21 protein-coding genes and 2 tRNA genes are annotated in these 23843 nt (G+C 57.0%); 21 read left to right on the forward strand and 2 right to left on the reverse strand.

Annotation, left to right across the window (positions count from 1 at the left end; translation table 11 throughout):
- Nucleotides 1–6: 6 nt before the first annotated feature.
- Both ptsP and ISF27_RS07975 read left to right on the forward strand, forming a co-directional pair.
- On the forward strand, nt 7–1680 hold the full coding sequence (gene ptsP / locus ISF27_RS07970) for a phosphoenolpyruvate--protein phosphotransferase (RefSeq protein WP_194610936.1): 1674 nt from the start codon (nt 7–9) through the stop codon (nt 1678–1680).
- 42 nt (nt 1681–1722) lie between these two features.
- Nucleotides 1723–1863 carry a hypothetical protein gene (locus ISF27_RS07975; protein ID WP_194610938.1) on the forward strand — a complete coding sequence of 47 codons (141 nt, stop codon included), beginning with the start codon at nt 1723–1725 and terminating at the stop codon, nt 1861–1863.
- Between the two features lie 126 nt (nt 1864–1989).
- Here the strand turns inward: ISF27_RS07975 and ISF27_RS07980 are convergent, their stop codons facing one another.
- Nucleotides 1990–2736, reverse strand: a complete 747-nt coding sequence (locus ISF27_RS07980) for a YwaF family protein (RefSeq protein WP_194610940.1) — start codon at nt 2734–2736, stop codon at nt 1990–1992.
- Between the two features lie 461 nt (nt 2737–3197).
- Here ISF27_RS07980 and ISF27_RS07985 point away from each other — a divergent pair, with 461 nt between their 5' ends.
- The 18 genes from ISF27_RS07985 (at nt 3198) to uvrB (ending at nt 20464) form a co-directional block, all read left to right on the forward strand.
- On the forward strand, nt 3198–4046 hold the full coding sequence (locus ISF27_RS07985) for a transporter substrate-binding domain-containing protein (protein WP_235986114.1): 849 nt from the start codon (nt 3198–3200) through the stop codon (nt 4044–4046).
- 158 nt (nt 4047–4204) lie between these two features.
- Nucleotides 4205–4900, forward strand: a complete 696-nt coding sequence (locus ISF27_RS07990) for an amino acid ABC transporter permease (protein WP_328701558.1) — start codon at nt 4205–4207, stop codon at nt 4898–4900.
- A gap of 22 nt (nt 4901–4922) precedes the next feature.
- On the forward strand, nt 4923–5645 hold the full coding sequence (locus ISF27_RS07995) for an amino acid ABC transporter ATP-binding protein (protein WP_194611079.1): 723 nt from the start codon (nt 4923–4925) through the stop codon (nt 5643–5645).
- Between the two features lie 125 nt (nt 5646–5770).
- Nucleotides 5771–6601 carry a 4Fe-4S binding protein gene (locus ISF27_RS08000; protein ID WP_194610946.1) on the forward strand — a complete coding sequence of 277 codons (831 nt, stop codon included), beginning with the start codon at nt 5771–5773 and terminating at the stop codon, nt 6599–6601.
- Nucleotides 6602–6767: 166 nt separating this feature from the next.
- Nucleotides 6768–6855, forward strand: a tRNA-Ser gene (locus tag ISF27_RS08005).
- A 179-nt stretch (nt 6856–7034) separates the two neighbouring features.
- Nucleotides 7035–8414, forward strand: coding sequence for an ABC transporter substrate-binding protein (locus ISF27_RS08010; protein WP_194610948.1), 1380 nt, complete (start codon nt 7035–7037; stop codon nt 8412–8414).
- Nucleotides 8415–8506: 92 nt separating this feature from the next.
- The gene (locus ISF27_RS08015) at nt 8507–9385 is read left to right on the forward strand and encodes a carbohydrate ABC transporter permease (RefSeq protein WP_194610950.1); all 879 of its coding nucleotides are present in this window, start codon (nt 8507–8509) and stop codon (nt 9383–9385) included.
- Nucleotides 9375–10211, forward strand: a complete 837-nt coding sequence (locus ISF27_RS08020; protein ID WP_194610952.1) for a carbohydrate ABC transporter permease — start codon at nt 9375–9377, stop codon at nt 10209–10211. The genes ISF27_RS08015 and ISF27_RS08020 overlap by 11 nt, the downstream gene beginning before the upstream one ends.
- Before the next feature lie 10 nt (nt 10212–10221).
- A complete protein-coding gene (locus tag ISF27_RS08025; RefSeq protein ID WP_194610954.1) occupies nt 10222–11376 on the forward strand; it encodes an ABC transporter ATP-binding protein in 1155 nt (384 codons plus the stop codon).
- Nucleotides 11377–11409: 33 nt separating this feature from the next.
- A complete protein-coding gene (locus ISF27_RS08030; protein ID WP_194610956.1) occupies nt 11410–12204 on the forward strand; it encodes a sugar phosphate isomerase/epimerase family protein in 795 nt (264 codons plus the stop codon).
- 219 nt (nt 12205–12423) lie between these two features.
- Nucleotides 12424–13332, forward strand: a complete 909-nt coding sequence (locus ISF27_RS08035; RefSeq protein ID WP_194610958.1) for a DNA-3-methyladenine glycosylase family protein — start codon at nt 12424–12426, stop codon at nt 13330–13332.
- Entirely contained in the window at nt 13329–14171 is an 843-nt protein-coding gene (locus ISF27_RS08040; RefSeq protein WP_194610960.1) for a bifunctional 5,10-methylenetetrahydrofolate dehydrogenase/5,10-methenyltetrahydrofolate cyclohydrolase, read from the forward strand. The genes ISF27_RS08035 and ISF27_RS08040 overlap by 4 nt, the downstream gene beginning before the upstream one ends.
- Nucleotides 14164–14796, forward strand: a complete 633-nt coding sequence (locus tag ISF27_RS08045) for a cyclodeaminase/cyclohydrolase family protein (protein WP_194610962.1) — start codon at nt 14164–14166, stop codon at nt 14794–14796. Before ISF27_RS08040 ends, ISF27_RS08045 begins: the two co-directional genes overlap by 8 nt.
- A gap of 105 nt (nt 14797–14901) precedes the next feature.
- Complete coding sequence (locus ISF27_RS08050; protein WP_194610964.1) at nt 14902–15486, forward strand: RNA polymerase sigma factor; 585 nt, start codon at nt 14902–14904, stop codon at nt 15484–15486.
- Nucleotides 15483–16922 (forward strand): anti-sigma-I factor RsgI family protein, encoded by a 1440-nt coding sequence (locus ISF27_RS08055; protein ID WP_194610966.1) that lies wholly within the window; start codon nt 15483–15485, stop codon nt 16920–16922. The genes ISF27_RS08050 and ISF27_RS08055 overlap by 4 nt, the downstream gene beginning before the upstream one ends.
- A 75-nt stretch (nt 16923–16997) precedes the next feature.
- A tRNA-Gln gene (locus tag ISF27_RS08060) sits at nt 16998–17070 on the forward strand.
- 176 nt (nt 17071–17246) lie between these two features.
- The gene (locus ISF27_RS08065) at nt 17247–18449 is read left to right on the forward strand and encodes an ATP-binding protein (RefSeq protein WP_194610968.1); all 1203 of its coding nucleotides are present in this window, start codon (nt 17247–17249) and stop codon (nt 18447–18449) included.
- A gap of 32 nt (nt 18450–18481) precedes the next feature.
- Nucleotides 18482–20464 (forward strand): excinuclease ABC subunit UvrB, encoded by a 1983-nt coding sequence (uvrB, locus tag ISF27_RS08070; protein ID WP_194610969.1) that lies wholly within the window; start codon nt 18482–18484, stop codon nt 20462–20464.
- A gap of 79 nt (nt 20465–20543) precedes the next feature.
- On the opposite strand, the gene ISF27_RS08075 is transcribed toward uvrB, so the two are convergent.
- Nucleotides 20544–21431 (reverse strand): DUF5688 family protein, encoded by an 888-nt coding sequence (locus tag ISF27_RS08075; protein WP_194610971.1) that lies wholly within the window; start codon nt 21429–21431, stop codon nt 20544–20546.
- 1037 nt (nt 21432–22468) lie between these two features.
- Here ISF27_RS08075 and ISF27_RS08080 point away from each other — a divergent pair.
- A complete protein-coding gene (locus ISF27_RS08080; protein WP_194610973.1) occupies nt 22469–23836 on the forward strand; it encodes a sodium-dependent transporter in 1368 nt (455 codons plus the stop codon).
- Nucleotides 23837–23843: the final 7 nt, after the last annotated feature.

Genomic DNA, 23843 nt, shown 5'->3' on the forward strand with positions numbered 1-23843 from the left:
TTTTTTATGCAGGTCGCAACCGGAAAAAGCGTATTGAACGGCATCGCCATCGGAAAAATCAAGATATACCGCGCGCCGAAGCGGGAGATCAACGAGGAGCTGACCGACAACCCCGAGCTGGAGGTGAGCCGGTTTGATGAGGCGCGCGAGAAGGCAATTGACCAGCAGAACTCGCTCTATGAGAAGGCAGTCGCGACGGCTGGTGAGGACAGCGCCGAGATTTTCAGCGTCCATGCCATGATGCTGGAGGACGATGACCTGATCGATGCCACAAAGCAGATCATCACCGGGCAGAAGCACTTCGCGGAATATGCCGTGAAGCAGGCATTTGACAATCAGGCTAAGGTCTTCCGGGAGATGGACGACCCCTATCTTCAGGCAAGAAGCGCGGATATCATCGATATCCAGCAGACCGTTCTGAACATCCTGATGGGGATCAGCACCGATGCCATGCAGGGCAGCGAGCCGGCGATCCTGCTCGCCGAAGATTTCGCCCCATCGGAGACGATCCGCCTGGACAAATCTCTCCTCCTCGGCATGATCACGAAGGAGGGCAGCACCAACAGCCACACGGCGATCCTGGCGAGGAGCATGAACATCCCGGCGCTGGTTCAGTGCGGCGCCGCTGATGAGAGCTGGGACGGAAAGCTGGCGATTGTCGATGGGTACAATTCCTGCGCGTATATCGACCCGACGCCGGATCTGCTGAAGACGCTGACCATCCGCCAGCAGGATGACCAGAAGAAGAGGGCGCTTCTCCAGGAACTCAAGGGGAAGAGCAATACGACGATTGACGGGACGACAATCAATGTCTATGCTAACATCGGTGGACCCTCAGACATCGGGCAGGTCCAGCAAAATGATGCGGGCGGCGTCGGGCTCTTCCGCTCCGAGTTCGTCTACCTCAATGCCAAGGACTATCCGACGGAGGAGGAGCAGTTTGAAGCTTACCGCCACGCCCTGGAGTCCCTGGCGCCGAAGCTTGTCGTTATCCGCACCTGCGACATCGGCGCCGATAAGATGGTCGATTATATGAAGCTCGACAAGGAGGCAAATCCCGCCCTGGGCTACCGGGCGATCCGGATCTGCCTGACGAGAAAGGACTTCTTCAAGACGCAGCTCCGGGCACTGCTCCGCGCGTCCGCCTACGGCAACCTGGCGATCATGTTCCCGATGATCATCAGCGTCCGCGAGCTGCGCGAGTGCAAGGACATTCTGGAGGAATGCCGTCGGGAGCTCGAGGAGAAGAATGTGAAAATGGGCAGGATCCAGGTCGGCATCATGGTGGAGACGCCCGCGGCGGTACTCTGCGCCGACGAGCTGGCCCAGGACTGCGATTTCTTCTCGATCGGGACCAATGACCTGACGCAGTACACCTGCGCAATCGACCGCCAGAACGCTAAGCTGGAGCCGTTCTCCGACACGCATCATCCGGCGGTTCTCCGGGAGATCAAGATGACGATTGACGCCGGACACCGCCACGGCTGCTGGGTCGGCATCTGCGGCGAGCTTGGTGCGGATCTCTCCCTGACCGAGACATTTCTCCGGATGGGAGTCGATGAGCTGTCGGTCAACCCGACCAGCGTCCTTCCTCTCCGGAAGGTGATCCGGGGCATTGACCTCAGGGAGCCGCCGAAAACCGCTGAGGAAACCGTGAATGAGGCTGGCCAAGAGGCGTGAGACCCTGTATAATAGGCATCGTGCTGCGGAAACAGCATAGATTTGGGAAATGGAAGGAAGGTGTCCGCGGTGAGCAAGCTTGGCAAGAAGAATAAGGACAGCAAGGCTGCGAACGACAAGAAGATGAAACAGCAGCTCGATGCCCTGATGCGCAGACAGGCACAGAAGAAGAACAAGAAGTAATTCTTCGGAACATGGTGAGGGCCGCCGATTTCCGCCGGGAAGTCCTTTAGGGATTCCCGGTGGGAACCGGCGGCCTTTTTCTGCCCGCGGGGATGCGATTCCCGCGGGATGCCGCCGGAAACCGGCTCATCCGTTCCTGTCCGGATTGTCCCGGCGTCCTGCCGGCGTCCCGCGGATGACCGCGAAGAGAAGCAGGGAGAGCAGCGCCACACAGAGGAGGTAGACGGCATTGGCTGCCGGAATTCCGAAGGCAGCGGCGATGTTCCGGACGACCGGCTGAGTGGTCGCGACATAGGGGGTGATGTAGAACATATCCGGGTAGGTGCCGGGAATCGTCCCGAGATGCCAGCCGGCGGCGTTGATGATTTCCGCGATTCCCGCGAGAGCCGCAAAGAGGATTGTCGCGCCGGCAAAGTCCCGGAGCTTCTTCCCGTACATGCCGGAAAAAATCACCAGAAGGGCAATGAAGATCAGCGTCCCGTGCCAGAAGAAGGCGTGCAGGGTCATTGCCCACCAGGCGCGGAGCATATCTGCCGGGTAGGCCAGGGCAAAGACGGCGCCGAGCAGGTTGTAGGTCGCCATGAACGTGCAGAAAGACCTCCGCACGCGCCCCCGGACGAAGGGAAGCAGGATACAGAGATACATCGGCACGCTGCAGAGCTGGAACGGAAAATACCACCAGTCGTAGCGCCCGCCGTTCACCAGAAAATAGTAGAAAAGCTGCTTATACAGCTCAAGGGCGGCAAGAAGCCAGCCGGTGGCGGCAAGGACGCGGATTCTTGGCCTTTCCGGTCTTCCGGAAAAATACCGGGCGAGGAAAAAAGCCGCGAGGACAAGGACGGCGGTGATTCCGAGATGAAAAGGCGAAAACATTCCGGGTGGCGTCATGGGAACTGCGGTCCAATGGAGAAAGCGAACGATCAGTGGAAGCATGAGTGCTCCTTTCCGCCGGATGATCAGGCAGAGCGCCCGCCGGCGAAATCCGGCAGGGCACATTTCCATTTGCCGGAAAATCCGGCAGTTCTTATGATAGCACATTTCCCACTGTCCGGAATCCATGATCCCGCGAAGCCGCGCCTGCGGGATACGGGGAGCCGGCGCCCGGATACATCCGGAAAATGGAGGCAGGGGAATTTTTTCCTTGATTTCTGCGGGGATTGCGCTATAATCTATGGCACGGCGCAGGAATAAAAAAGTGAATATATTCACTTGTAATGAATAAAATAGCGCCGGACCGCTCAGCAGGCGGGATTTCATGAGGCGGAAAGCATTTTCCCCGGGAAAGAGAGGACAGACTAATGAAAAAAATGATTTCTCTGGCACTTTGTGCAGCCATGGCAGCATCCCTTGCGGCCTGCGGTTCTTCCAGCAGCTCCAGCACAACGGCAGCGGCCACCGAGGCAGCGTCCAAGGTAGAGACGACGGCAGCGGCATCCAAGGAAGAGAGCACGGAGGCAGCGTCCAAGGCTGCGGCGGCTGAGGATCTGACAGCGAACAGCGCGGACTGGAAGCTGGCCGAGGCGGGCAAGCTTCACATGGCAACCAACGCGGCGTTCCCTCCGTATGAGTCCACCACCGACAATGGCGGCTACGAGGGCATCGATGTGGAGATTGCGACCGCGATCGCGGACAAGCTCGGACTTGAGCTGGCTGTCGACGATATGGATTTCTCCTCGGTCATCACCTCCGTTGCATCCGGCAAGTCCGACATTGCGATGGCCGGCCTGACCGTCAATGAGGAGAGAAAGCAGAACCTGGATTTTACTGACAGCTATCAGAACGCTGTCCAGTCCATCATTGTCAAGGACGATTCCGAGATCAAGACGGCTGACGACCTTGGAAATGCCAATGCCATCGGCTGCCAGGAGGGCACGACCGGATATATCTACTGCTCGGATTCCTACGGGGATAAGGCCATCGCCTATCAGGACGGCGCCACGGCAGTACAGGCTCTCGTCCAGGGCAAGGTTGACGCGGTTGTCATCGACAATGAGCCGGCCAAGGCTTATGTGGCGGCTAACCAGGGCCTGAAGATCCTGGATACCCCGTTCGAGGATGAGGATTATGCGATCGGCGTTGCGAAGGGCAATACAGAACTTCTCAAGTCTGTGAACGGCGCCCTCGAGCAGCTCCAGCAGGATGGAACCGTAAAGAAGATTGTTGACAAGTACATCACGGAGTAATCGGCGGAAGAAGATCTTCGCCTGTCCGTCAGGAGCCGCAGGGCGCAGCTGGGACTGTGCCCTGCGGCTCAAACCGGTTTATCGCCGGTTCCCCTTCCGGGAACGGCGGGACGGGAAAGTGGAGGGAGGAACAAAGTTTGAGCGGATTTTTCAGTCGTTTGTCGGACCAGTTTGTGATGAGCTTCATCACAAACAACCGCTGGCAGCTTTACATCAAGGGCCTGGGGACATCGCTTCTGATCACCATCGGCGCCCTGGCTCTGGGCATTGTGCTCGGCGTCCTCGTGGCCGTCGTCAGGACCGGCCATGACCAGCAGAAGGGAAAGCACAGCGGCGGCCTGTCCGTGGCCAACACCATCTGCAAGGTCTATACCACCGTGATCCGCGGAACCCCGATGATGGTCCAGCTGCTGATCATGAACTTTGTCATCTTTGCCTCCAGCAAGAATCTCTACCTGACCGCGGTTCTGGCTCTGGGCATCAACTCCGGCGCTTATGTGTCTGAGATTATCCGCGGCGGCATCATGTCGATCGATCCCGGCCAGATGGAGGCAGGACGCTCGCTGGGCATGAACTACGCGACGGTCATGAAGGAGATCATTATCCCCCAGGCCATCAAGAATATTCTCCCGGCGCTGGGCAACGAGCTGATCACCCTGTTCAAGGATACCTCCCTCGTCTCGGTCATCGGCTTGGGCGAGCTGACCAAGGTTGCCCGCGATATCCAGGCGCGCACCTACCAGCCGATGATGCCGTACCTCGGCATCGCGGCGATGTACCTGATCATCTGCATTATCCTGACCTGGCTGCAGGGCATTCTGGAGAGGAGGATGCGTCAAAGTGAGCGGAGATAACACGGCGGTAAAGAAGGAAAACCTGATCCAGATCGATCATCTGGTCAAGACATTTGGGGACAATACGGTTCTCAGGGATGTTTCCACCTACATTAAAAACGGGGAGAAGGTCGTGATCATCGGGCCGTCCGGCTCCGGAAAATCCACGCTTCTCCGCTGCATGAACCTGCTGGAGTCGCCGACCTCTGGCCATATTTATTTTGACGGGGAGGAGCTCCGGGAGGACAATGCCGACATCAATGTCATCCGTCAGAAGATGGGCATGGTCTTCCAGCACTTCAACCTGTTCCCGAATATGACGGTGCGCAGGAACATCACCCTGGCGCCGGTGCGTACCGGGAAAATGAAGCAGGCAGAGGCGGATGAGGAGTGTATGAAGCTTCTTCACCGCGTCGGTCTCGAGGACAAGGCGGACGCCTATCCGGCATCCCTCTCCGGCGGACAGAAGCAGAGAATCGCGATTGTCCGTGCCCTGGCCATGCACCCGAAGCTGATGCTCTTTGATGAACCCACGTCGGCGCTCGACCCGGAGATGGTCGGCGAGGTGCTCCAGGTCATGAAGGAGCTGGCAGAGGAAGGCATGACGATGGCTGTGGTTACCCACGAGATGGGATTTGCCCGCGAGGTCGCGGATCGTGTGCTCTTCGTCGCGGATGGCATCATCATGGAGGAGGGCACTCCGCAGCAGATTTTCGGCAATCCGCAGAGCCCGCGTCTTCGGGACTTCCTTTCCAAGGTTCTCTGATGTATACTGACTTCAGGGATATTTTCTGACGATTCATCCCCCGGAAATCCGCGATAGAACGACAGCGGATTCGGGGGTGTTTTTGTCTGCGGAGCCCGGGAAACTCCGCGGGAAAGGAGAGGGTTATGCAGATCAGGAAAATTTATGCGGTTTATTTCAGCCCGGTGGGAAGTACCGGGAAAGTCACAGAGGCGGTAGCCGGGGTGATCGCCGGAAAACTCGGCATTCCGGCGGAAACGATCGATTTCACCCTGCCGGAAAATCGCGGCGGGGGCTGGACCTTTGACCGCGACGAGCTGGTGGTCTTCGGAACGCCCACGTACGCGGGGCGCGTGCCAAACAAGGCGCTGCCGTTTGTCCAGGACTTATTCCATGGGGATCAGACACCGGCGATTCCGGTGGTCACCTTCGGCAACCGCAATTTCGACAGCTCGCTGACCGAACTAAAGGATGAGCTGGAGAAGAACAGATTCTGCCCGTTCGCGGCGGGCGCATTTGCCGCAAGGCATGTCTTCTCGCAGACAATCGCCGCGGGGCGGCCGGACGCGAAGGACATGGAGATCCTTCATGCCTTCGCGGAAAAAGCGGCGGCGAAGCTTTTGGCGGCACAGGATGCCGACGCGCTGACCCGACCGGTGATCCGGGGCGGGGAGCCGGTTGCGCCCTACTATGTGCCGAAGGGGCTGGACGGCCAGCCGGCGAAATTCCTGAAAGCGAAGCCGAAGACCGATCCGGATCTCTGCGACGGCTGCGGCACCTGCGCGGAAGCCTGTCCGATGGGCTCGATCAGCCGGGAAAATACGGCTGAGGTCACCGGCATCTGCATCAAGTGCCAGGCCTGCGTCCGCCTCTGTCCGAAGGGGGCGAAATATTTCGACGATCCGGCCTTCCTGTCCCATGTGGCCATGCTGGAAAAGAATTTCCAGCGGAGGGCCGAGCCGGAGACGTTCCTGTAAAAGATGTCCCGCCGGGAAGCCGCTGCCGGCTGCTGCGAAGCCGCAGAATCCCCGCTTCCGCGAGCTCACGGTGACTGGAATTCTGCGGCTGCGCGGTGAAAATTCTGCGGCTGCGCGGACATTGACACGGCGGTTTGAAATATGCTATATTAGACCTTGTTTCTGGGGAGTCGTAGCGAAGAGGCCGTAACGCGGCGCACTCGAAATGCGTTTATCTCGCAAGAGGTACAAGGGTTCGAATCCCTTCGACTCCGCTCACAGGAAAAGCCTGTAATCACGCGAAAATGGCGTGGTTGCGGGCTTTTCTGCGTATCTGAAACCGGCTTGGCCAAACCGGCTTTGCAGATATTTTACTTTTCTCTCCTATCGGATTTTACATGCGCAAGGTATAAATGATTTTGTAAGTTTCGCAAAAGGAGGGAAAATAAAAAATATGAGAAAAATTCTGAACAAGGGAATGGCACTGGCTGCTGCGTGCGCTATGGTCCTCGGCGGCTGCGGATCTTCTGCCCAGGGTACAGGAACCGCTGCGGGCACGACCGCGGCATCTTCCGCGGCGGGGACTGCTGCATCCGGTGAGAGCACCGGCACTTCCGGCAATAAGACCGTGATTGAATACTGGCACTGCAATGCAGAAACTCAGGGCGGAAATACGGTCGAAGAGCTGGTAAAAAAATTCAATGAATCGAATGATCACATCGAGGTTGTCGCCCGCTACAACCCGGATATGTATAAAGGCCTCATGCAGAATCTGCAGGCCGAGGAAGCGGCCGGCAATACACCGGCGCTCGTCCAGATCGGGTGGGCATTTGTCGATTATTTTTCTAACAATTTCAACTATACTTCCCCACAGGACGCGATCGACAAGTTCGACAAGGCTGACCCGGACTTTCTCACGGACAATTTTCTGCCGAATATTCTTGACCTCGCGGTAAACAGCGACGGCAAGCAGGTCGGCATCCCGTACTCGCTGAGCACTCCGGTGCTCTATATTAACACGGATCTCCTCAAGGAAGCGGGCATTGACGATCCGAACCTTACAACTTGGGATCAGGTTTACGAGGCGGCAGAGGCAGTCAAGAGCAAGACCGGCAAATACGGCCTCTACGTTCAGGAACCGGCGGATTTCTGGGCACAGCAGGCGCTCATCGAGAGCAACGGCGGGCAGCTTCTCACACACAACAGTGACGGCAGCTATGAGGCAACCTTCGCTTCTCCGGCGGGAATCGAGGCTATGCAGCGCAATGCGGATGCGGTCGCGGATGGCTCGGCGCTTCATATCAGCTGGGAGGAAGGTGCGCAGAGCTTTGTGGATGGCAACTGTGCGATGCTGTATACCACGATCGCCCGCAGGGCTTATGTTCAGGAAAATGCGAAGTTCAACGCGATTTCTGTAAAGTCACCGGTCTATGGGGACAAGCCAAGAAAGGTTCCGGCGGGTGGATGCTTCCTGGCTATAACGGCGCAGGACGATGACCAGATCGCCGCGGCATGGGAATTTGAGAAATATCTTTACAGCATCGAGTCCATGGCAGCCTGGACAATCGGGACCGGCTATGTTCCCCCGAGAAAAGATGTTGCGGACGCGGAGAATGGCCTCAAGTCCTTCCTTGCGGAAAATACGATGATGACCCCGGCTCTCGAGCAGATGAGCGACGTGGTAAAGTGGACGGCATGGCCGGGCGATGCGGGACTGACCGCTGAGCAGGCGCTCCTTGATATGCGGGATCAGATTCTCGGCGGGCAGGAGACGGCGGAAGCCGGCATGAAGGCTGCGCAGGATCAGATCAACGCGGTTTTGAAGGCACAGTAACCCAGGGCGGAACGGAAAACGGCTTAAATCGGGGGGATTGCCGGCAGGGCGGTTCCTCCGATTCTTCCATCCTATTCAAGAGGCTATTTACCATGAAAAAACAAAACATTCTGGGCTATCTGTTTCTTGTCCCGTCGCTGATCGTTTTTGCTGTCTTCATGTTCTGGCCGATGGCGTACACATTTTACCTCAGTTTTTTCGACTGGAATCTGATCAGCCCAAATAAGAAATTCGTCGGCATTGCCAATTATGTGCGCTTCTTCACGGATCCGCTGACCTGGAAAATCATGAGGAATACAGCACTCTACATCGTGATTCTCCTCGTCATGAATCTCGTGCTCCCGTATATTCTTTCTTTCATCCTCTCGGTGGTCATCCGGAAGGGAAAGGGTTTCTACAAGGCCGCATTTTTTCTTCCGAGTGTGATTTCACTGGTCGTCGGCTCCATCCTCTATACCTGGATCCTGAATCCGGTTTCCGGTCCCGTAGCCATTCTCCTGCGGCCCTTCGGGATCACGATTCCGATCTGGTCGAAGACGGATGGCTGGGTGATTGCCGTTCTCTGCATCATCACGACCTGGAAGGCATTCGGCTATAATTTCATTGTCATCCTTGGCGGTATCTCCGGCGTCTCGAAGGAGGTCATCGAGGTGGCGAGGCTTGACGGTATCTCGACGTTCTGCATTTTTAAGGACATCATCGTCCCGATGAGCTCCGCGACCGGCATTTACGTCCTGATCACGACAATCGTCCAGGGCCTCCAGTATGTTTATACGCCGATCAAGGTCATCACGCAGGGCGGGCCGAACTATGCGAGTTCCAATCTGATTTACATGTCCTACCATTATGGCTTTACGCTCTATCAGACCGGCATGAGTTCTGCTTCGGCGGTGGTCACGATATGCATTTTCCTGATTCTTCTGATTCTCGAATTCCGGTTCGTCGAGAAGGGAGTTTACTATGAAAATTAAAGAGAATGGGAAAGATTCGCAGATTCTCTGGCACATTCTGCTGGCTGCCTGGGTGTGTCTCACACTGTTTCCGATCGTATTTGCCGTGTGCAATTCCTTCAAGACGAACTCGGAGGCGATCAACTCCGTCATGCGTCTCATCCCGGAACACCCTACGGTGGAGAATTACCTCAGCGTCTTCCAGAAGCTCCCGTTTTTCCGGATCGTCATGAACACCTTCATTATCGCGGTTGTTGTGACCGGCCTGAAAACCGTGACCAGCCTGCTTGCGGCTTACGCATTTGTCTATTTTGATTTCCAGGGGAAGAGCGTGCTCTATTTCGCAATGCTCATGACGCTTTTTATCCCGTTTACCGTGACCATGATCCCCAATTACCTGCTGATTTCCCGGATTGGTTATTCTGATCATATCGTCGGCGTCATGCTGCCCCAGCTCGCGGATGTCCTCGGCATCTTTATGCTGCGGCAGGCGATGCGTGGGATCAACCGGTCACTTATTGAGGCGGCAAAGCTGGACAGCATCGGCGATATCAAAATCATGACCGATATTGTGATCCCGCTTGTCCGCCCGGCGCTCGTCTCCACCGGAATCATTTTTTTCATCAATTCGTGGAACGAGTATGTGTGGCCGGTGCTGATCCTGAAGAGCAAGCAGAATTTTACACTCTCTCTGGCGCTCCAGATGTTCATCAGTGCCGAGGGCGGAACCAATTTCGCGATGGCGATGGCGGTCTCCGTGATGACGATGATTATTCCGCTCACCCTGTATCTGTTCTTCCAGCGGTATATCATCAACACATTTGTCATGTCGGGTATCAAAGGGTAAGGAGTGTCCTATGCAGTCGGAAAATGCAAATTCTATTGTTTTTGAGCATGTCGGCAAACGTTACAACAAGACCGAAGCCATCCGTGATTTCCATCTCACGATCAGCGGCGGCGAGCGGGTGATCCTGCTTGGCCCATCGGGATGCGGGAAATCGACGCTTCTGCGGATGATCGCAGGGCTTGAGGAGATCACCTCCGGAACGATCTCGATGGCCGGAAAGCCGGTCAACCATGTGCCGTGCGGGGAGCGCGGCGTCGCCATGGTATTTCAGAACTACGCGCTCTATCCGCACATGACGGTGGCGGAGAATATCACCTATGGCCTCCGCGCGCACCACGTGGAAAAAGAGGAGATTGCGTCACGTCTTGCTGAGACGCTAGACATGCTGCAGCTTACGCCCTATGCGAAACGCCTTCCGAAGGAACTCTCCGGAGGACAGCGCCAGCGTGTGGCGCTCGCCCGGGCAGTGATCAAGCGCTCGCCGTATTTCCTGCTCGACGAGCCGCTCTCCAATCTTGATGCGCAGCTCCGCCTTCATGCGCGGAAGGAACTGGTGAAGATTCATGAGCAGTATCATCAGACATTTATCTATGTCACGCACGACCAGATCGAGGCAATGACGATCGGGCAGAAAATTGTCCTCCTGAAGGACGGCGAAGTTCAGATGGCGGACACGCCTGCGATGATCTACAGCCGGCCGGCCAATGTATTTACCGCAAAATTCATCGGCTCTCCATCGATGAACATTATTGATGCCGACTATGCGGACGGACAGCTTCACATCGGCAGCCAGACATTCCGGCTTCCGGAGATGTGGCGGAGGCAGGCGGACCAGGCAAAAGATCCGGAGCTCTATCTCGGCATCCGCCCGGAGCATCTCGTGTTTTCGGATGAACCTCTGGATCATGCGATTGAGGGCACGGTAAAGTACGAGGAGTATTATGGCAACCGCTATGGCGTCTATCTGGACGTGAATGGGATGGAGATGATCGCGCTGCGGGACGGAGATCTCCCGGAAAACGGGGATAAGGTATTCCTGCGGCTGGATCCGGATAAGATCCACCTTTTTCGCCGGACGGACGGAACCTCGATTGGATATCCGGCGGAAATCCCGCCGGCCGGCAGCCCGCTGCGGGAGGAAACAGACGGAAATGGGGCAGAATAAGAGGCCGGGCGTGCCGGCCGGGAGGCAAATGCGATGACTCTTTTCTTCAGTACCAATGCGGTTCCCTGCAGAATTTTCGAGAAAATGTTTGACTATGTCGAGCCGTTTGACGGGAAGCTTGGCCTTGAGCTGTTCCCGGAATTTGACAAGCCGGAATATGAAGGGCTTGTCGAGAAGAATTTTGAGCGGATCCGCAGGTATCCGGTCAGCTTTCACGGGCCGTATTATGATTCGGATTTCTCCTGCCGGAAGGGGACGGAGGAATACCAGCGGAGCATCGGCTATCTCGAAAAGACGCTTGCCCTCGGAAAGCGCCTTCATTCGGCATATGTCGTATACCACCATAACAACCGCGCGTTTGCACCCGGCGAGCGGGACGGGATTCTTGCTAATGCACGGGAGAACTTTCCGGAAATCCGGGCTCTGTGCGAAAAGTACGGTGTGACACTCGCTGTCGAGAATGCGGGCGTGAAATTTCACAAAAACATGCTTCTCGACGAAGGGGAGTTCATCGAAGAGTGCCGCCGTCTTGATGCCCGTGTCCTGATCGATATTGGCCATGCCCATGCAAACGGATGGAACCTTCCGCATGTCATGGAAGCGCTCGGCAGCCGGATTATCTCGTATCACCTGCACAATAATGATGGCGTCCGGGATCTGCACCAGCGGATTTTCAACGGCACGCTGGATTTTCCAGAGTTTCTTAAGACTTGTGAACAACTCACGCCTGAGGCTGATCTTGTCCTGGAATACTGCCCGCAGGCAGCGGAAGATATCCGGGGCGTGCGGGAAGATGCACAGGATATTCTGGAGTTCCTGAAAAAATAATCTATTGATCTGTTCGTACAAAAAAAAGAAGATTCTGATCAGGGCGGCGGACCCTGGCCAGAATCTTCTTTTGCATGCCCGGTTATTCCTCGGATGCCACGCAGTCATATAACGACCGGAGTATATCAGGAAAATTCGTCCAATTTGTGAATTTCCCCAAAAAAATCCCCGGATATGGTAGAGTGGAAGAGTATTGGAAATGCGGCAGGGAGTGAGAACATGATTCTGGAAACTGAGGATGATTTTGATCCGGGGAAAATCGCGGCCAGCGGCCAGTGCTTCCGCTGGCAGGAGGAGGCGGCCGGGTTCCGGGTGACGGCCTTTGGAAAAGTGCTTCACCTGCGCCGCCTGAAAAATGGGAAATGGCGGCTGTCCTGCTCCCGCCGGGATTTTGACCGGATCTGGAGATCCTATTTTGATCTGGACACGGACTACCGCGGGATCCGGGCGATGATCCCGCCGGAGGATGCCTTCCTCATGAGGGCTGCGGAGTATGCCCGCGGCATCCGGATCCTCAGGCAGGATCCCTGGGAGACCCTGATTACCTTTGTTATTTCCCAGAATCGGAATATTCCCGCCATCCGACGGTCGGTGGAGCTGCTCTGCGCGGCGGCGGGGACGCCGATAACATCCGGGGGCAGCGCGAAGACCCCGGCGCCGGGAGATTCAGCGCCGGCGCAGGAAGAAAATCCAACGCCGCTGCAGGATGGTGAGGCGTTCTATGCTTTTCCCACGCCGGAGCAGATCGCCGGCATGAGCGGGGAGGCACTGGACGCCTGCCGCCTCGGCTATCGCCGGGATTATGTGCGGCGGGCTGCGGAGGAAGCCGCGTCGGGGAGGCTGGATCTTAAGGCGATGGCACAGCTTCCGGAGCGGGAGCAGCTGGAGCAGCTGACGGGAATCTACGGCGTCGGGAAGAAGGTGGCCGGCTGTGTCATGCTGTTCGGCTTTCACGACCTCAACGCCTTTCCCATGGACGTCTGGATCCGAAGGGTTCTCGATAGAGAGTACGGCGGGGCGGACCGGTATCCGTTTGCCCGCTACGCGCCGTACAATGGGGTGATGCAGCAATATTTGTTTGAATATGGCAGAATTATTGAAAAAAATAGGATTGGAGGAACAAAATGACACTTTTGAAGGGTGCGGAGCTCGCCGCGGAGATCGCGGAGACCCTTCCGGGGCGAATTGCGAAGCTGTCCCGGACGCCGGTCCTGGCTATCGTGCGGATCGGGGAGAGGCCGGACGACCTCGCCTATGAGCGGGGCGCGAAAAAAAGGATGGAAAAACTGGGTCTCCGGGCGGAGACCTTTGCCTTTCCGGCGGAGATCGGGGAGAACGATTTTCTCCGGGAGTTCGACAGGATCAACCGAGATCCGGGCATTGACGGCATTCTCCTGATGCGCCCGCTTCCCGACGGGATCAGCGGGGAGAAGGTGCTGCGCGTCCTCGATCCGGCGAAGGATCTGGATGGCATTTCCCTCACCAACATGGCGCTGGTGTTCCGGGGGGATCCCTGCGGCTTTGCTCCCGCGGTGGCGGAGGCCGCCGTGCGCCTGCTGAAGACGGCGAAGGTACCGCTCCGGGGAAGCCGGGTGACAATCGTCGGGCGCAGCGAGGTGGTCGGACGTCCTCTGATCCTGCTGTTCCTCCGGGAAAATGCGACCGTGACGGTCTGCCACACAAAGACGGTGGACCTTCCCGCCCGATGCCGCGAGGCGGACATTCTGGTCAGCTGCGCCGGGAGGCGGAATCTGATCGGAAAAGACTGCGTGAAGCCGGGCGCGGTGGTTGTCGATGTGGGCATCAATACGGACGAAGAGGGGAAGCTTTGCGGGGATGTGAATTTTGATGAGGTGAAGGAGCTGGCATCGATGATCACGCCGGTTCCCGGAGGCGTTGGGAGTGCCACGACCTCCGTGCTCGCGGAGCATCTGGTCGCCGCGGCGGAAAGGAGAGCGCATGGATGACCTGCGGAGAGTAACCCTGGAAGAATTTGCGGACAGGACCTGGTCCGCGGCTCCGGCACCGGGCGGCGGTGCCGTGGCAGCCTTCGGCGGCGCGCTGGGGGCAGCCCTGGCCGGCATGACGGCGAACCTGACCGTGGGAAAGAAGAAATACGAGGCCGCGTGGGCGGAGATGGAGGAAACCGCGGCGAAGGCGGCGGACATCCGGGAACGACTCCTCGACAGCGTAAATGAGGACGCGGCGGGCTTTAGCGGTTATATGGCGGCGCTTAAGCTGCCGAAGGACACGGAGGAGCAGCGGAGAATCCGCACCGAGCGCCTGCAGGAGGAACTCTGGGCCGCGGCGCAGGTGCCACTCCGGGCGGCAGAGACGGCCATGGAGATCTTCGATCTTTCGGAGACGGTGGTCCGGCGCGGTAATCCGGGGCTCATCACCGACGGGCTGATTGCCGCCATGGAGGCCAGGACGGCTGTCTGGGCGCTGATCCTGAATGTCCGGATCAATCTGGACGGCCTCCTGGACCGGGATCTCGCGGAGCGGACAGGGAAGAAGTGTGATACCCTTATGCGCGAGGCGGAGAAGCGGGAGAAGGAGATCCTCTCCCTTTCCCATTTCTTCAAAAGCTGATTCCTGTTCAGAGCCCGCATGTGCTGAGCAGGTACATTATTTTCATGATATGCGATAAGTGCCGCCCGAGCGGCATTATGTTAATAGAGAAAGGAATAATTCCGGATGTTTATTCTTGGAATGATGGCCCTGCCCGGAGATCAGCCGGCGACGGATGACCGGGCGGACGAGAAGCTTCTGGAGCGGGCCGGCCGCGGGGACAAGGAGGCCTTCCAGGAGCTTTACAGGAATACATACCGGCGGGTTTACGGATACGTACTTTCTATTGTGAAAGATCCCGGTGACGCGGAGGAGGTTCTTCAGGAAACCTTTGTCCGGGTCTGGACGTCGTGTCCGAATTACCGGCCTCAGGGCAAACCGCTGGCATGGATATTTACGATAGCGAAAAATGAGTGCCGGATGATGTTCCGCAGCCGGAAGCATGATGCGGATGTGGACATTGAGGATTTATCCGACCGGGAGGTGGAGGATTACTGCCCGCAGGTGGAGAATGCCGCTGACCGGGAGGCGCTCAACGCGGCGCTCGGGATTCTTGCGGAGGATGAGCGCAGTATCGTGCTTCTTCACGCTTCCGCGGGAATGAAGCACAGGGAGATCGCGGACGCGATGAGGCTGCCGCTCTCGACGGTTCTCTCAAAATACAGCCGCGCGATGAAGAAACTGCAGAAATATCTGGGAGAGGAGGGATGACATTGCAGGCGAATGAGAAGTTATCGTGGAACAGTGACGAAATTGAACAGCATATCAAGTCAGCAGTGGACACCCTGACTCCCGACATTTTTGACCGCATTGACCTGTCCGTTCCGCAGGAACCGCGGCGGAAGGAGCCGGAGAGGGGAAGCTCGAAGGTTGTCCGTCTGACCCGGCGCATCCGCGCGGCGGCGATGCTTGCGGCCGCCTGCCTGATCCTCCTGGCCGGTATCGGATCCTTCAATTTTTATACCAGCCGGCGGGTAGATTCTGTGATCGGTATCGATGTGAACCCGAGCATCGAGATTGAGGTCAACCGGAACAGCCGCGTGCTCAGCGCGGAAGCCCTCAACAGTGACGGGGAGGACATTCTGGACGGGATGGATCTCAAGAACGTCCGCATGGATATCGCCGTGAACGCGGTGATCGGATCCATGGTTCGTCACGGATATTTTGACGAGCTGGAAAATGCAGTCCTGGTGACGGTTTCCAATAAGAACAGTGAGAAGGCATCGGCGGTCCGCCGCGATGTGGTCAGCGAGGTTGAGACCTCTCTGGAGGAACACAACGTCAATGCCGTCGTTTATAACCAGGAGGCGGAGGAGACGGATGAGCTCCGGCAGCTTGCGGATAAGTACGGCATTTCTTACGGAAAGGCGTATTTCCTGAATGAGCTGGTTAAAGAGAATGGCCTCTCGGAAGAAGATATGGCCCGTCTGTCGGGCATGACCATGGAGGAGATTGCCCGCTATATCTCGGAGAAATCCCTGAGCGTGACCGCGCAGACGGGAAATGATGCCCCGATCGAGACCGAGGTGGTCACGGCACCGGAGACAGAATCTCCGTCCACGGATACAGCGGCTGACCAGCCGTCCGCGGTTCCTTCCGCGGAATCCGCCGCGTCCTCCGCGGGGGGCGCTGCAGAAACACGGCCGGAGACTGCCGCGCCCGGGCAGGGCACCCGCCCGGCAGCGCCGGCGGAGACTATCCCGGAAAGCTCCTCAGAAACACAGGAGGAGATTTCGGGTGGAACGATCGGCATTGATGACGCGGATTATGATGGGGAGATCCTGACCGTGACATTTGACGGCAATGTCACCTGGAAATCTGCCTCTGTCTCCATCGAGGATGAGGACGGAGAGAGCTATCCGGCCAAGATTGTCGATACGGATTCCACATCCTGCGAGATCGAGGTCACCGGCCTTCCCTCTGGGACGAAGTGCCGCTTCACGATCGCCGGCGTCTCGGCAAAGGCATCCGGAAAGGTGAAGAGCGTGACCGGAACCTTCGACACTCCGGAGATTGCGGCCGGCGCCGAGGAGAATTCCTATCGGAAGAACCGGCACACGGACGCTGATGACGAGGAAGAAACCGAATCGGCCGCCAGTGCCGCGGCGTCAATGGCGGCCACCCAGGGATCTTCGGAAAGTTTTTAAAAATTTGCTTGACGATTACAGAACAGCGAGATATAATAACTTTCGCAGTCGGGAAACCGGTTGCGAAAGAAATAATGGGCTATAGCCAAATGGTAAGGCAGCGGACTCTGACTCCGTCATTGTGAAGGTTCGAATCCTTCTAGCCCAGGTCACTGACCGGCTCTCAACAGAGAATGTTGACAGCCGGTTTTTTTATGCCTGATGTATCCCTGGCCGCGCGGAGTACCATTCCGGTTTCGCGTACGATAGCGGCCATTGAACCCGTTTGCTGTGCCCCGCATGGCGGCGGGTCTCTGATCATGACAAGACGAAAGGATGATATTTATGAAGACAGCCGCCTGGAGTGAACTGGAGAAGATGCCCGCAGGATCCTTTCTGCTTCTGGATGTCCGTGAGCCGGAGGAGTACCGGAGGGGAACGCTGCCCGGCGCGGTGAACCTCCCGGAGGAGCTTCTCGAGGAGCAGTGGGAAGCCGCGGATAAGGCGCCCGGCCGTGTGACATTTGCCCGGGCCTATGAGGAACCGGTGATTCTCCGGAGAGACCAGCCGGTGTATCTCATCTGCCATAACGGCGGGACGGTCAGTGCCCGCGCGGCGGCCTGGCTTATGGAAAGGGGATTTGACGCCGGCATTGTCCAGGGCGGATATCGGCGCTATCTCGCTTCCAAGCTCCGGGAGGAGGCGGAAGACCCCGGCCTTGCCGAGAGAACCGCGGAGGTTGAGAGAAGCATCATCAAAAAGTACCGCCGGAGCCTCTGGCGGCCGGTGACCAAGGCGCTTCACGATTATCAGCTGATCCAGGCGGGCGACCGGATTGCCGTCTGCATCTCCGGCGGCAAGGATTCCATGCTGCTGGCGAAAATTCTCCAGGAACTGCAGCGCCACGGCAATGTTCCCTTCGAGCTGGTTTATCTGACCATGAATCCGGGATACAATGAGGAGAATTGGTCGATCGTCCAGAGCAACGCGAAGATCCTGGGGATTCCGCTGACCGTCTTTGAAAGCGGCATTTTCGACGCTGTGAAGGAGATTGACAAGAATCCCTGCTATCTCTGCGCACGGATGCGCCGGGGAAATCTCTACGCCAACGCCCGCGATCTCGGCTGTAATAAGATCGCCCTGGGGCACCATTTCGACGATGTGATCGAGACTGTCCTGATGGGGATGCTGTTCGCCGGAAAATTTGAGACGATGATGCCGAAGCTTCACAGCCGGAATTTTCCGGGGATGGAGCTGATCCGCCCGCTATATCTGGTGCGGGAGGCAGACGTCAAGGCATGGCGGGACTACAATCATCTGCATTTTATCCAGTGCGCCTGCCAGTTCACAGAGGACTGCGCGGACAACCATGGGACATCCCGGAGGAGCGATATGAAGGAACTGATCGCCCGCCTGCAGAAGGCTGACCCGACGATCCCGCAGAATATCTTTAACAGCACCAGGGATGTCAGCCTGAACACGATTCTGGGCTGGCATACGCGGGAGAAGGCCTACTATTTTCTGGATGATTACGAGGAGAGAGGGTGACCTGCGCCGTCCCTGCGGGGAAAGGGGGAAATATGGATCATTTTGTGCTGCACTCGGATTATCAGCCCACCGGCGACCAGCCGCAGGCGATTGACCAGCTGGTCCGGGGATTCCAGGCAGGGAACCAGGCGGAGACGCTTCTTGGCGTCACCGGTTCCGGAAAGACCTTTACGATGGCCAATGTGATCGCCAGATTGAACAAGCCGACGCTGATTATTGCCCACAACAAGACACTGGCCGCCCAGCTGTACAGCGAGATGAAGGAATATTTTCCGGAAAATGCGGTCGAATATTTTGTCTCCTATTATGATTACTATCAGCCGGAGGCCTATGTGCCCTCGACAGACACCTATATCGAGAAGGATTCGGCGATCAATGATGAGATCGACAAGCTGCGCCACTCGGCGACGGCCGCCCTGTCCGAGCGGCAGGATGTGATTATTGTCGCTTCGGTGTCCTGCATCTACGGCCTGGGCAGCCCCATCGATTACAAGAGCATGGTGGTCTCCCTCCGGCCGGGCATGGAGAAGGAGCGGGACGATGTCATCCGGAAACTGATCGATATCCAGTACACCCGGAACGATATGGACTTCAAGCGCGGCAGCTTCCGTGTCCGCGGCGATACGATCGAGATTTATCCCGCCTACTCCAGCGGGGAAGCATACCGGGTGGAATTTTTCGGCGATGAGGTCGACCGGATTTCCTCTTTCGATTCCCTGACCGGCGAGGTGAAGGCTCATCTCAATCATGTGGCCATTTTCCCGGCGTCCCACTATGTGGTGCCGCATGACCGGATGATGAAGGCGACGGAAAATATTCTCGAGGAGATGAAACAGCAGGTCGCCTTTTTCAAGAGTGAGGACAAGCTGATCGAGGCGCAGAGAATCGCCGAGAGAACCAATTTCGATGTGGAAATGATGCGCGAGACCGGGTTCTGCTCCGGCATTGAGAACTATACCCGCCAGCTGAACTTCGGAAAAGCGGGGGAGCCGCCCTGCACGCTGCAGGACTATTTCCCCCCGGAATATCTGACCATCATCGACGAATCGCACATGACCATTCCCCAGCTCGGCGCCATGTATAACGGCGACCAGGCGAGAAAACATGTGCTGGTCAATTACGGGTTCCGGCTGCCCTCGGCGCTCGACAACCGGCCGCTTAATTTTCAGGAATTTGAGGGAAAAATCGACCAGATTCTGTTCTGCTCGGCCACTCCGGCCAAGTACGAGGCAGATCACGAGATGCTCCGGGCTGAGCAGCTGATCCGCCCGACAGGCCTGCTCGACCCGTCCATCGAGGTGCGCCCGGTCGAGGGGCAGATCGATGACCTCCTCGGGGAAATCCGGAAGGAGACCGACAGGAAGAATAAGGTTCTTGTCACGACGCTGACCAAGCGCATGGCGGAGGATCTGACGGATTATCTCCGGGAGGCCGGCGTCCGGGTAAAATATCTCCACTCGGATATCGATACCATGGAGCGAACGCAGATCATCCGGGACATGCGCCTGGACCAGTTTGATGTGCTTGTCGGGATCAACCTGCTCCGTGAGGGGCTGGATATCCCGGAGATTTCCCTGGTGGCTATCCTGGACGCGGATAAGGAGGGCTTCCTCCGCTCGGAGACTTCCCTGATCCAGACGGTGGGGCGTGCCGCGCGAAACGCGGAAGGTCACGTCATCATGTATGCTGATACCATGACGGATTCCATGAAGAAGGCAATCACGGAGACAAACCGGCGGCGTGCGATTCAGGAACAGTATAACGAAGAACACCATATCACGCCGACGACGATCAAGAAGGCCGTGCGCGACCTGATTTCGATCTCCCAGGCAGCGGACGGCGTCACGAACAGGATCTCCAAGGATCCGGAATCCATGAGCCGGGCTGAGCTGGAGAAGTTGATCCGTAAGCTGACCAGGAAAATGACCCAGGCGGCCGCAGAGCTGAATTTTGAGGACGCCGCGGAACTTCGGGACAGGATCGCGGAATTGCGGAAGATGCTGAATGATGACTGAGGCGCGGTGCACAGAGCACAGAATCATGGCTGAGATATCGCGCGGAAAGCGCTGACGTATGAGCCGGAAATGACCGGGTTCAGAGAAAGGCGGTGCCCGGCGGGCTGTCCGTGTGGGCGACAGTCCTGTCCGGTCGGAGATAGGGAGTGATTTCCCGGATTTCGCCGGGGAGATGAGTGTCCGGCCGGTGTGCGAAAGGCCGGATGGCGCAGGAAGGACAAAGCGGGTCGAAAATCAGATCTTTCTCCCTGCTGTAGAGATAGACATGGTCGGAAAGGCGTTCCTTCGGCTGGACTTCGCCGGCGTTGATCTCCCGGATGATCGCATTCATGTCCTGCACATCCGGAGCGCCACCTTTTGCCTGGAGAAGAACCTCATGGACACTGGAGGGGATGATGTAGAGGTCATCCCCGGCAGCGGCAGCGAAGCTTCGCAGGATTCCCGGATAGAGCATGGCGGCCGCACCGTAGATTCCCTGGCGGGTTGTGAGTACGTAGAGCGGACTTTCCTCCCTTCCGGCAGAAACTGCATCACTGCCCGGCTCCGGAGGCAAGCCGCCTTTTTTCTGAGCCTGCCCCGGAGGCAGGGCATCCTCTTGCTGCTCCGGCTTCGTCAGCAACGCTTTCTCCATGGCGTCCTCGCTGATCCCCAGGAGGTCTGCGATCGATTCGAGATGCGGCGGCATGCATCGCGGTGAGTTGGCTGCCGCAATCGGGAGGAGTTCTTCCGGGGCGATGCCCCACTGTTCGAGATGGGAAGTCCGGACTGCTGCCGTCATCTGGGCATGGGGATCCCGGTTGAAGAAGACGACGAAGATGAACGCCAGATCCATGCAGGGGAGATGGGGGAGACTCCGGAGAAGCTCCGTCTCCTGCCTCGGATTGACGATCCGCAGGGCGATGCGGGATCTCGCGAAGTCAAACTCCCGCATATTTTCCGCAATGGTTTTCAAGGTCTCTCTGTTCACGTAAACACCTCCTTCGGCGTGATGATTTGCGCGCCTTTTTTCGAGTTTCTCGTACCGTAAGTTCATCATATCTGTGCCAAGGAGGGGCTTCAAGACGGAATAGTGGATGAAATCCCGGGGGAAAATGTGCGGGAGAGATCGGGATTTTTGGACAGGTTTTCCGGCTTCCGGGCGCAGAACGGGCTGCCTGCCATCGCAGGGAGCCGCGCGGCTGCCGGTTTCAGATCCCGGGCACAGAACGGGCTGTTCCGCATGGGAAAAGGTGCTGCCCGGAATGACAAAATTATCAGAAAAATATGTTTAATATAAAATATAAAACGAATATATTAAACTCATACCGGAAATACAGAGAAAAAATGATGGCAAGATGCAAAATTCACTTGACAAATTGTCTATTGCCGGCTATACTGTAGTCAGAAACAAGGAAACGGAGCACAGGATCCAATCATCAAGGTTCAGTTTTTACCGAACCGAAAGGAAGGGAGTGATTCCACCGGAAACATTAACTCGTCTGATTTACTCAGACCATAGGTTGTCTCCGCAAATCAGCAGCAGGTTTTAGCCGACGAATCAAACAGTTCTATAAGACATATCAATGAAGCTTCTGCAGAGGAAGATGCGAAGAGAAAGCATTTTCCGTAAGGGCACACCGGTGGGGTGCTTTTGAAGCAGATAACCCGGAGAAGACAATAGAAAGTAAATGACAGTGAAGGTTTGATGGTAGCGGCAGAGGAACGGAGACGAAGACAACTGAATATCGAACTATCGAGAAATCTGAGAAGCGAGGTACACTCCATTGGATCTTGATCAGTAGAAAGGCATCGGTAATCTGAAGTTGATGGTTATCGGTGCCTTTCGCTATGTCCGAATATCTCCGGGGCTGTACCCCGGGCTATATCTGCTTTTCATGATTGCCATTCCTTTCCGCAAGGAATTATGTTATACTTGAAAAGCCCCACATCGGAATGATGAAAAACTTTAAAGCTAAGAAGCATCCGGGCGGGTAAAACAGAGCATGATAGGGAAGGGAATGGAGTATGGAAACGAGAGAGACCCTGGGCTCCCGCCTGGGATTTATACTGCTTTCCGCTGGCTGTGCGATCGGGATCGGCAATGTTTGGCGGTTCCCCTACATCACCGGCCAATATGGCGGAGGCCTTTTTGTGCTGATTTACATCATTTTTCTGATACTGCTCGGCATCCCGCTGATGACGATGGAGTATTCCGTCGGGCGGGCGAGCCGCAGAAGCATTTACCCGGCATTCCGCAAGCTGGAGAAGACGGGGACGAAATGGCACATTTGGGGTTATTTTGCGATGGCCGGAAACTATGTCCTCCTGTTTTTCTATTCGGTCGTCTCCGGCTGGATTCTCTACTATGCATACCTCATGGCGTCCGGGCAGCTCGAGAATGTCGCCGTGGAGAAGATTGACGCAATTTTTGCCGGTATGATGGGATCACCGGAAATCCTGGTCACCTGTGAGCTGATCGTGGTGGCGATTACCGCTGTGATCTGCGGCATCGGCCTTCAAAAGAGCGTGGAGTCCGTATCCAAGGTGGTTATGATCGCGCTCCTGGCGATCATGGTGATCCTGGGGCTTAGGAGCCTCACACTTCCGGGAGCGGCGGAAGGCGTCGCTTTCTATCTGAAACCGGATCTCTCTCGCGCGCGGGAGGCAGGCATCGGAAATGTGATTTACGCGGCGCTCAACCAGAGCTTTTTCACGCTGAGCATCGGCATGGGCGGCATGGAAATCTACGGGAGCTATATTGACCGGAAGAAGTCGCTGGTTGGCGAGGCATCCATCGTGACTGCCCTGGACACCTTCGTCGCGCTTGTCGCCGGCCTCATCATTTTCCCGGCATGCGTCACCTACGGGGTGGAGGTCAAATCCGGGCCGAGCCTGATCTTTAAGACCCTGCCGCTGGTTTTCGCCAATATGGCCGGCGGCCGTGTCTGGGGAACGCTGTTCTTTATTTTTCTGTTCTTTGCCGCGCTTTCCACGATGATCGGCGTGTTCGAGAATGACCAGGCGTTCCTGATCGACCTCCTGGGCATGAAGCGCCGCACGGCGGGGATCATCAACGGGCTGGTGATCGGCATTCTCTCGATCCCCTGCGCCCTGGGCTTCAATGTCTGGAGCAGCTTCCAGCCGCTCCGGGCAGGCAACACGGTGATGGATCTCGAGGATTTCTTCGTCAGCAATTTCTGCCTGCCGGTGGGCTCACTGATTTTTGCCCTGTTCTGCACAAGGAAGCTGGGCTGGGGCTTTGACAGTTTTCTCGCGGAGGCGAATCAGGGGGAGGGCTGGAAGATTTCCCCGAGGCTGCGCGGATATCTCAGCGTCGTGCTTCCGATCGTGACGGCATTTCTGCTAACCTATGGCATTGTGACGTATTTCTGACCTCGTG

The sequence above is a fragment of the Clostridium vitabionis genome, from assembly GCF_015351765.1.
Lineage (GTDB): Bacteria > Bacillota > Clostridia > Lachnospirales > Lachnospiraceae > Clostridium_R > Clostridium_R vitabionis.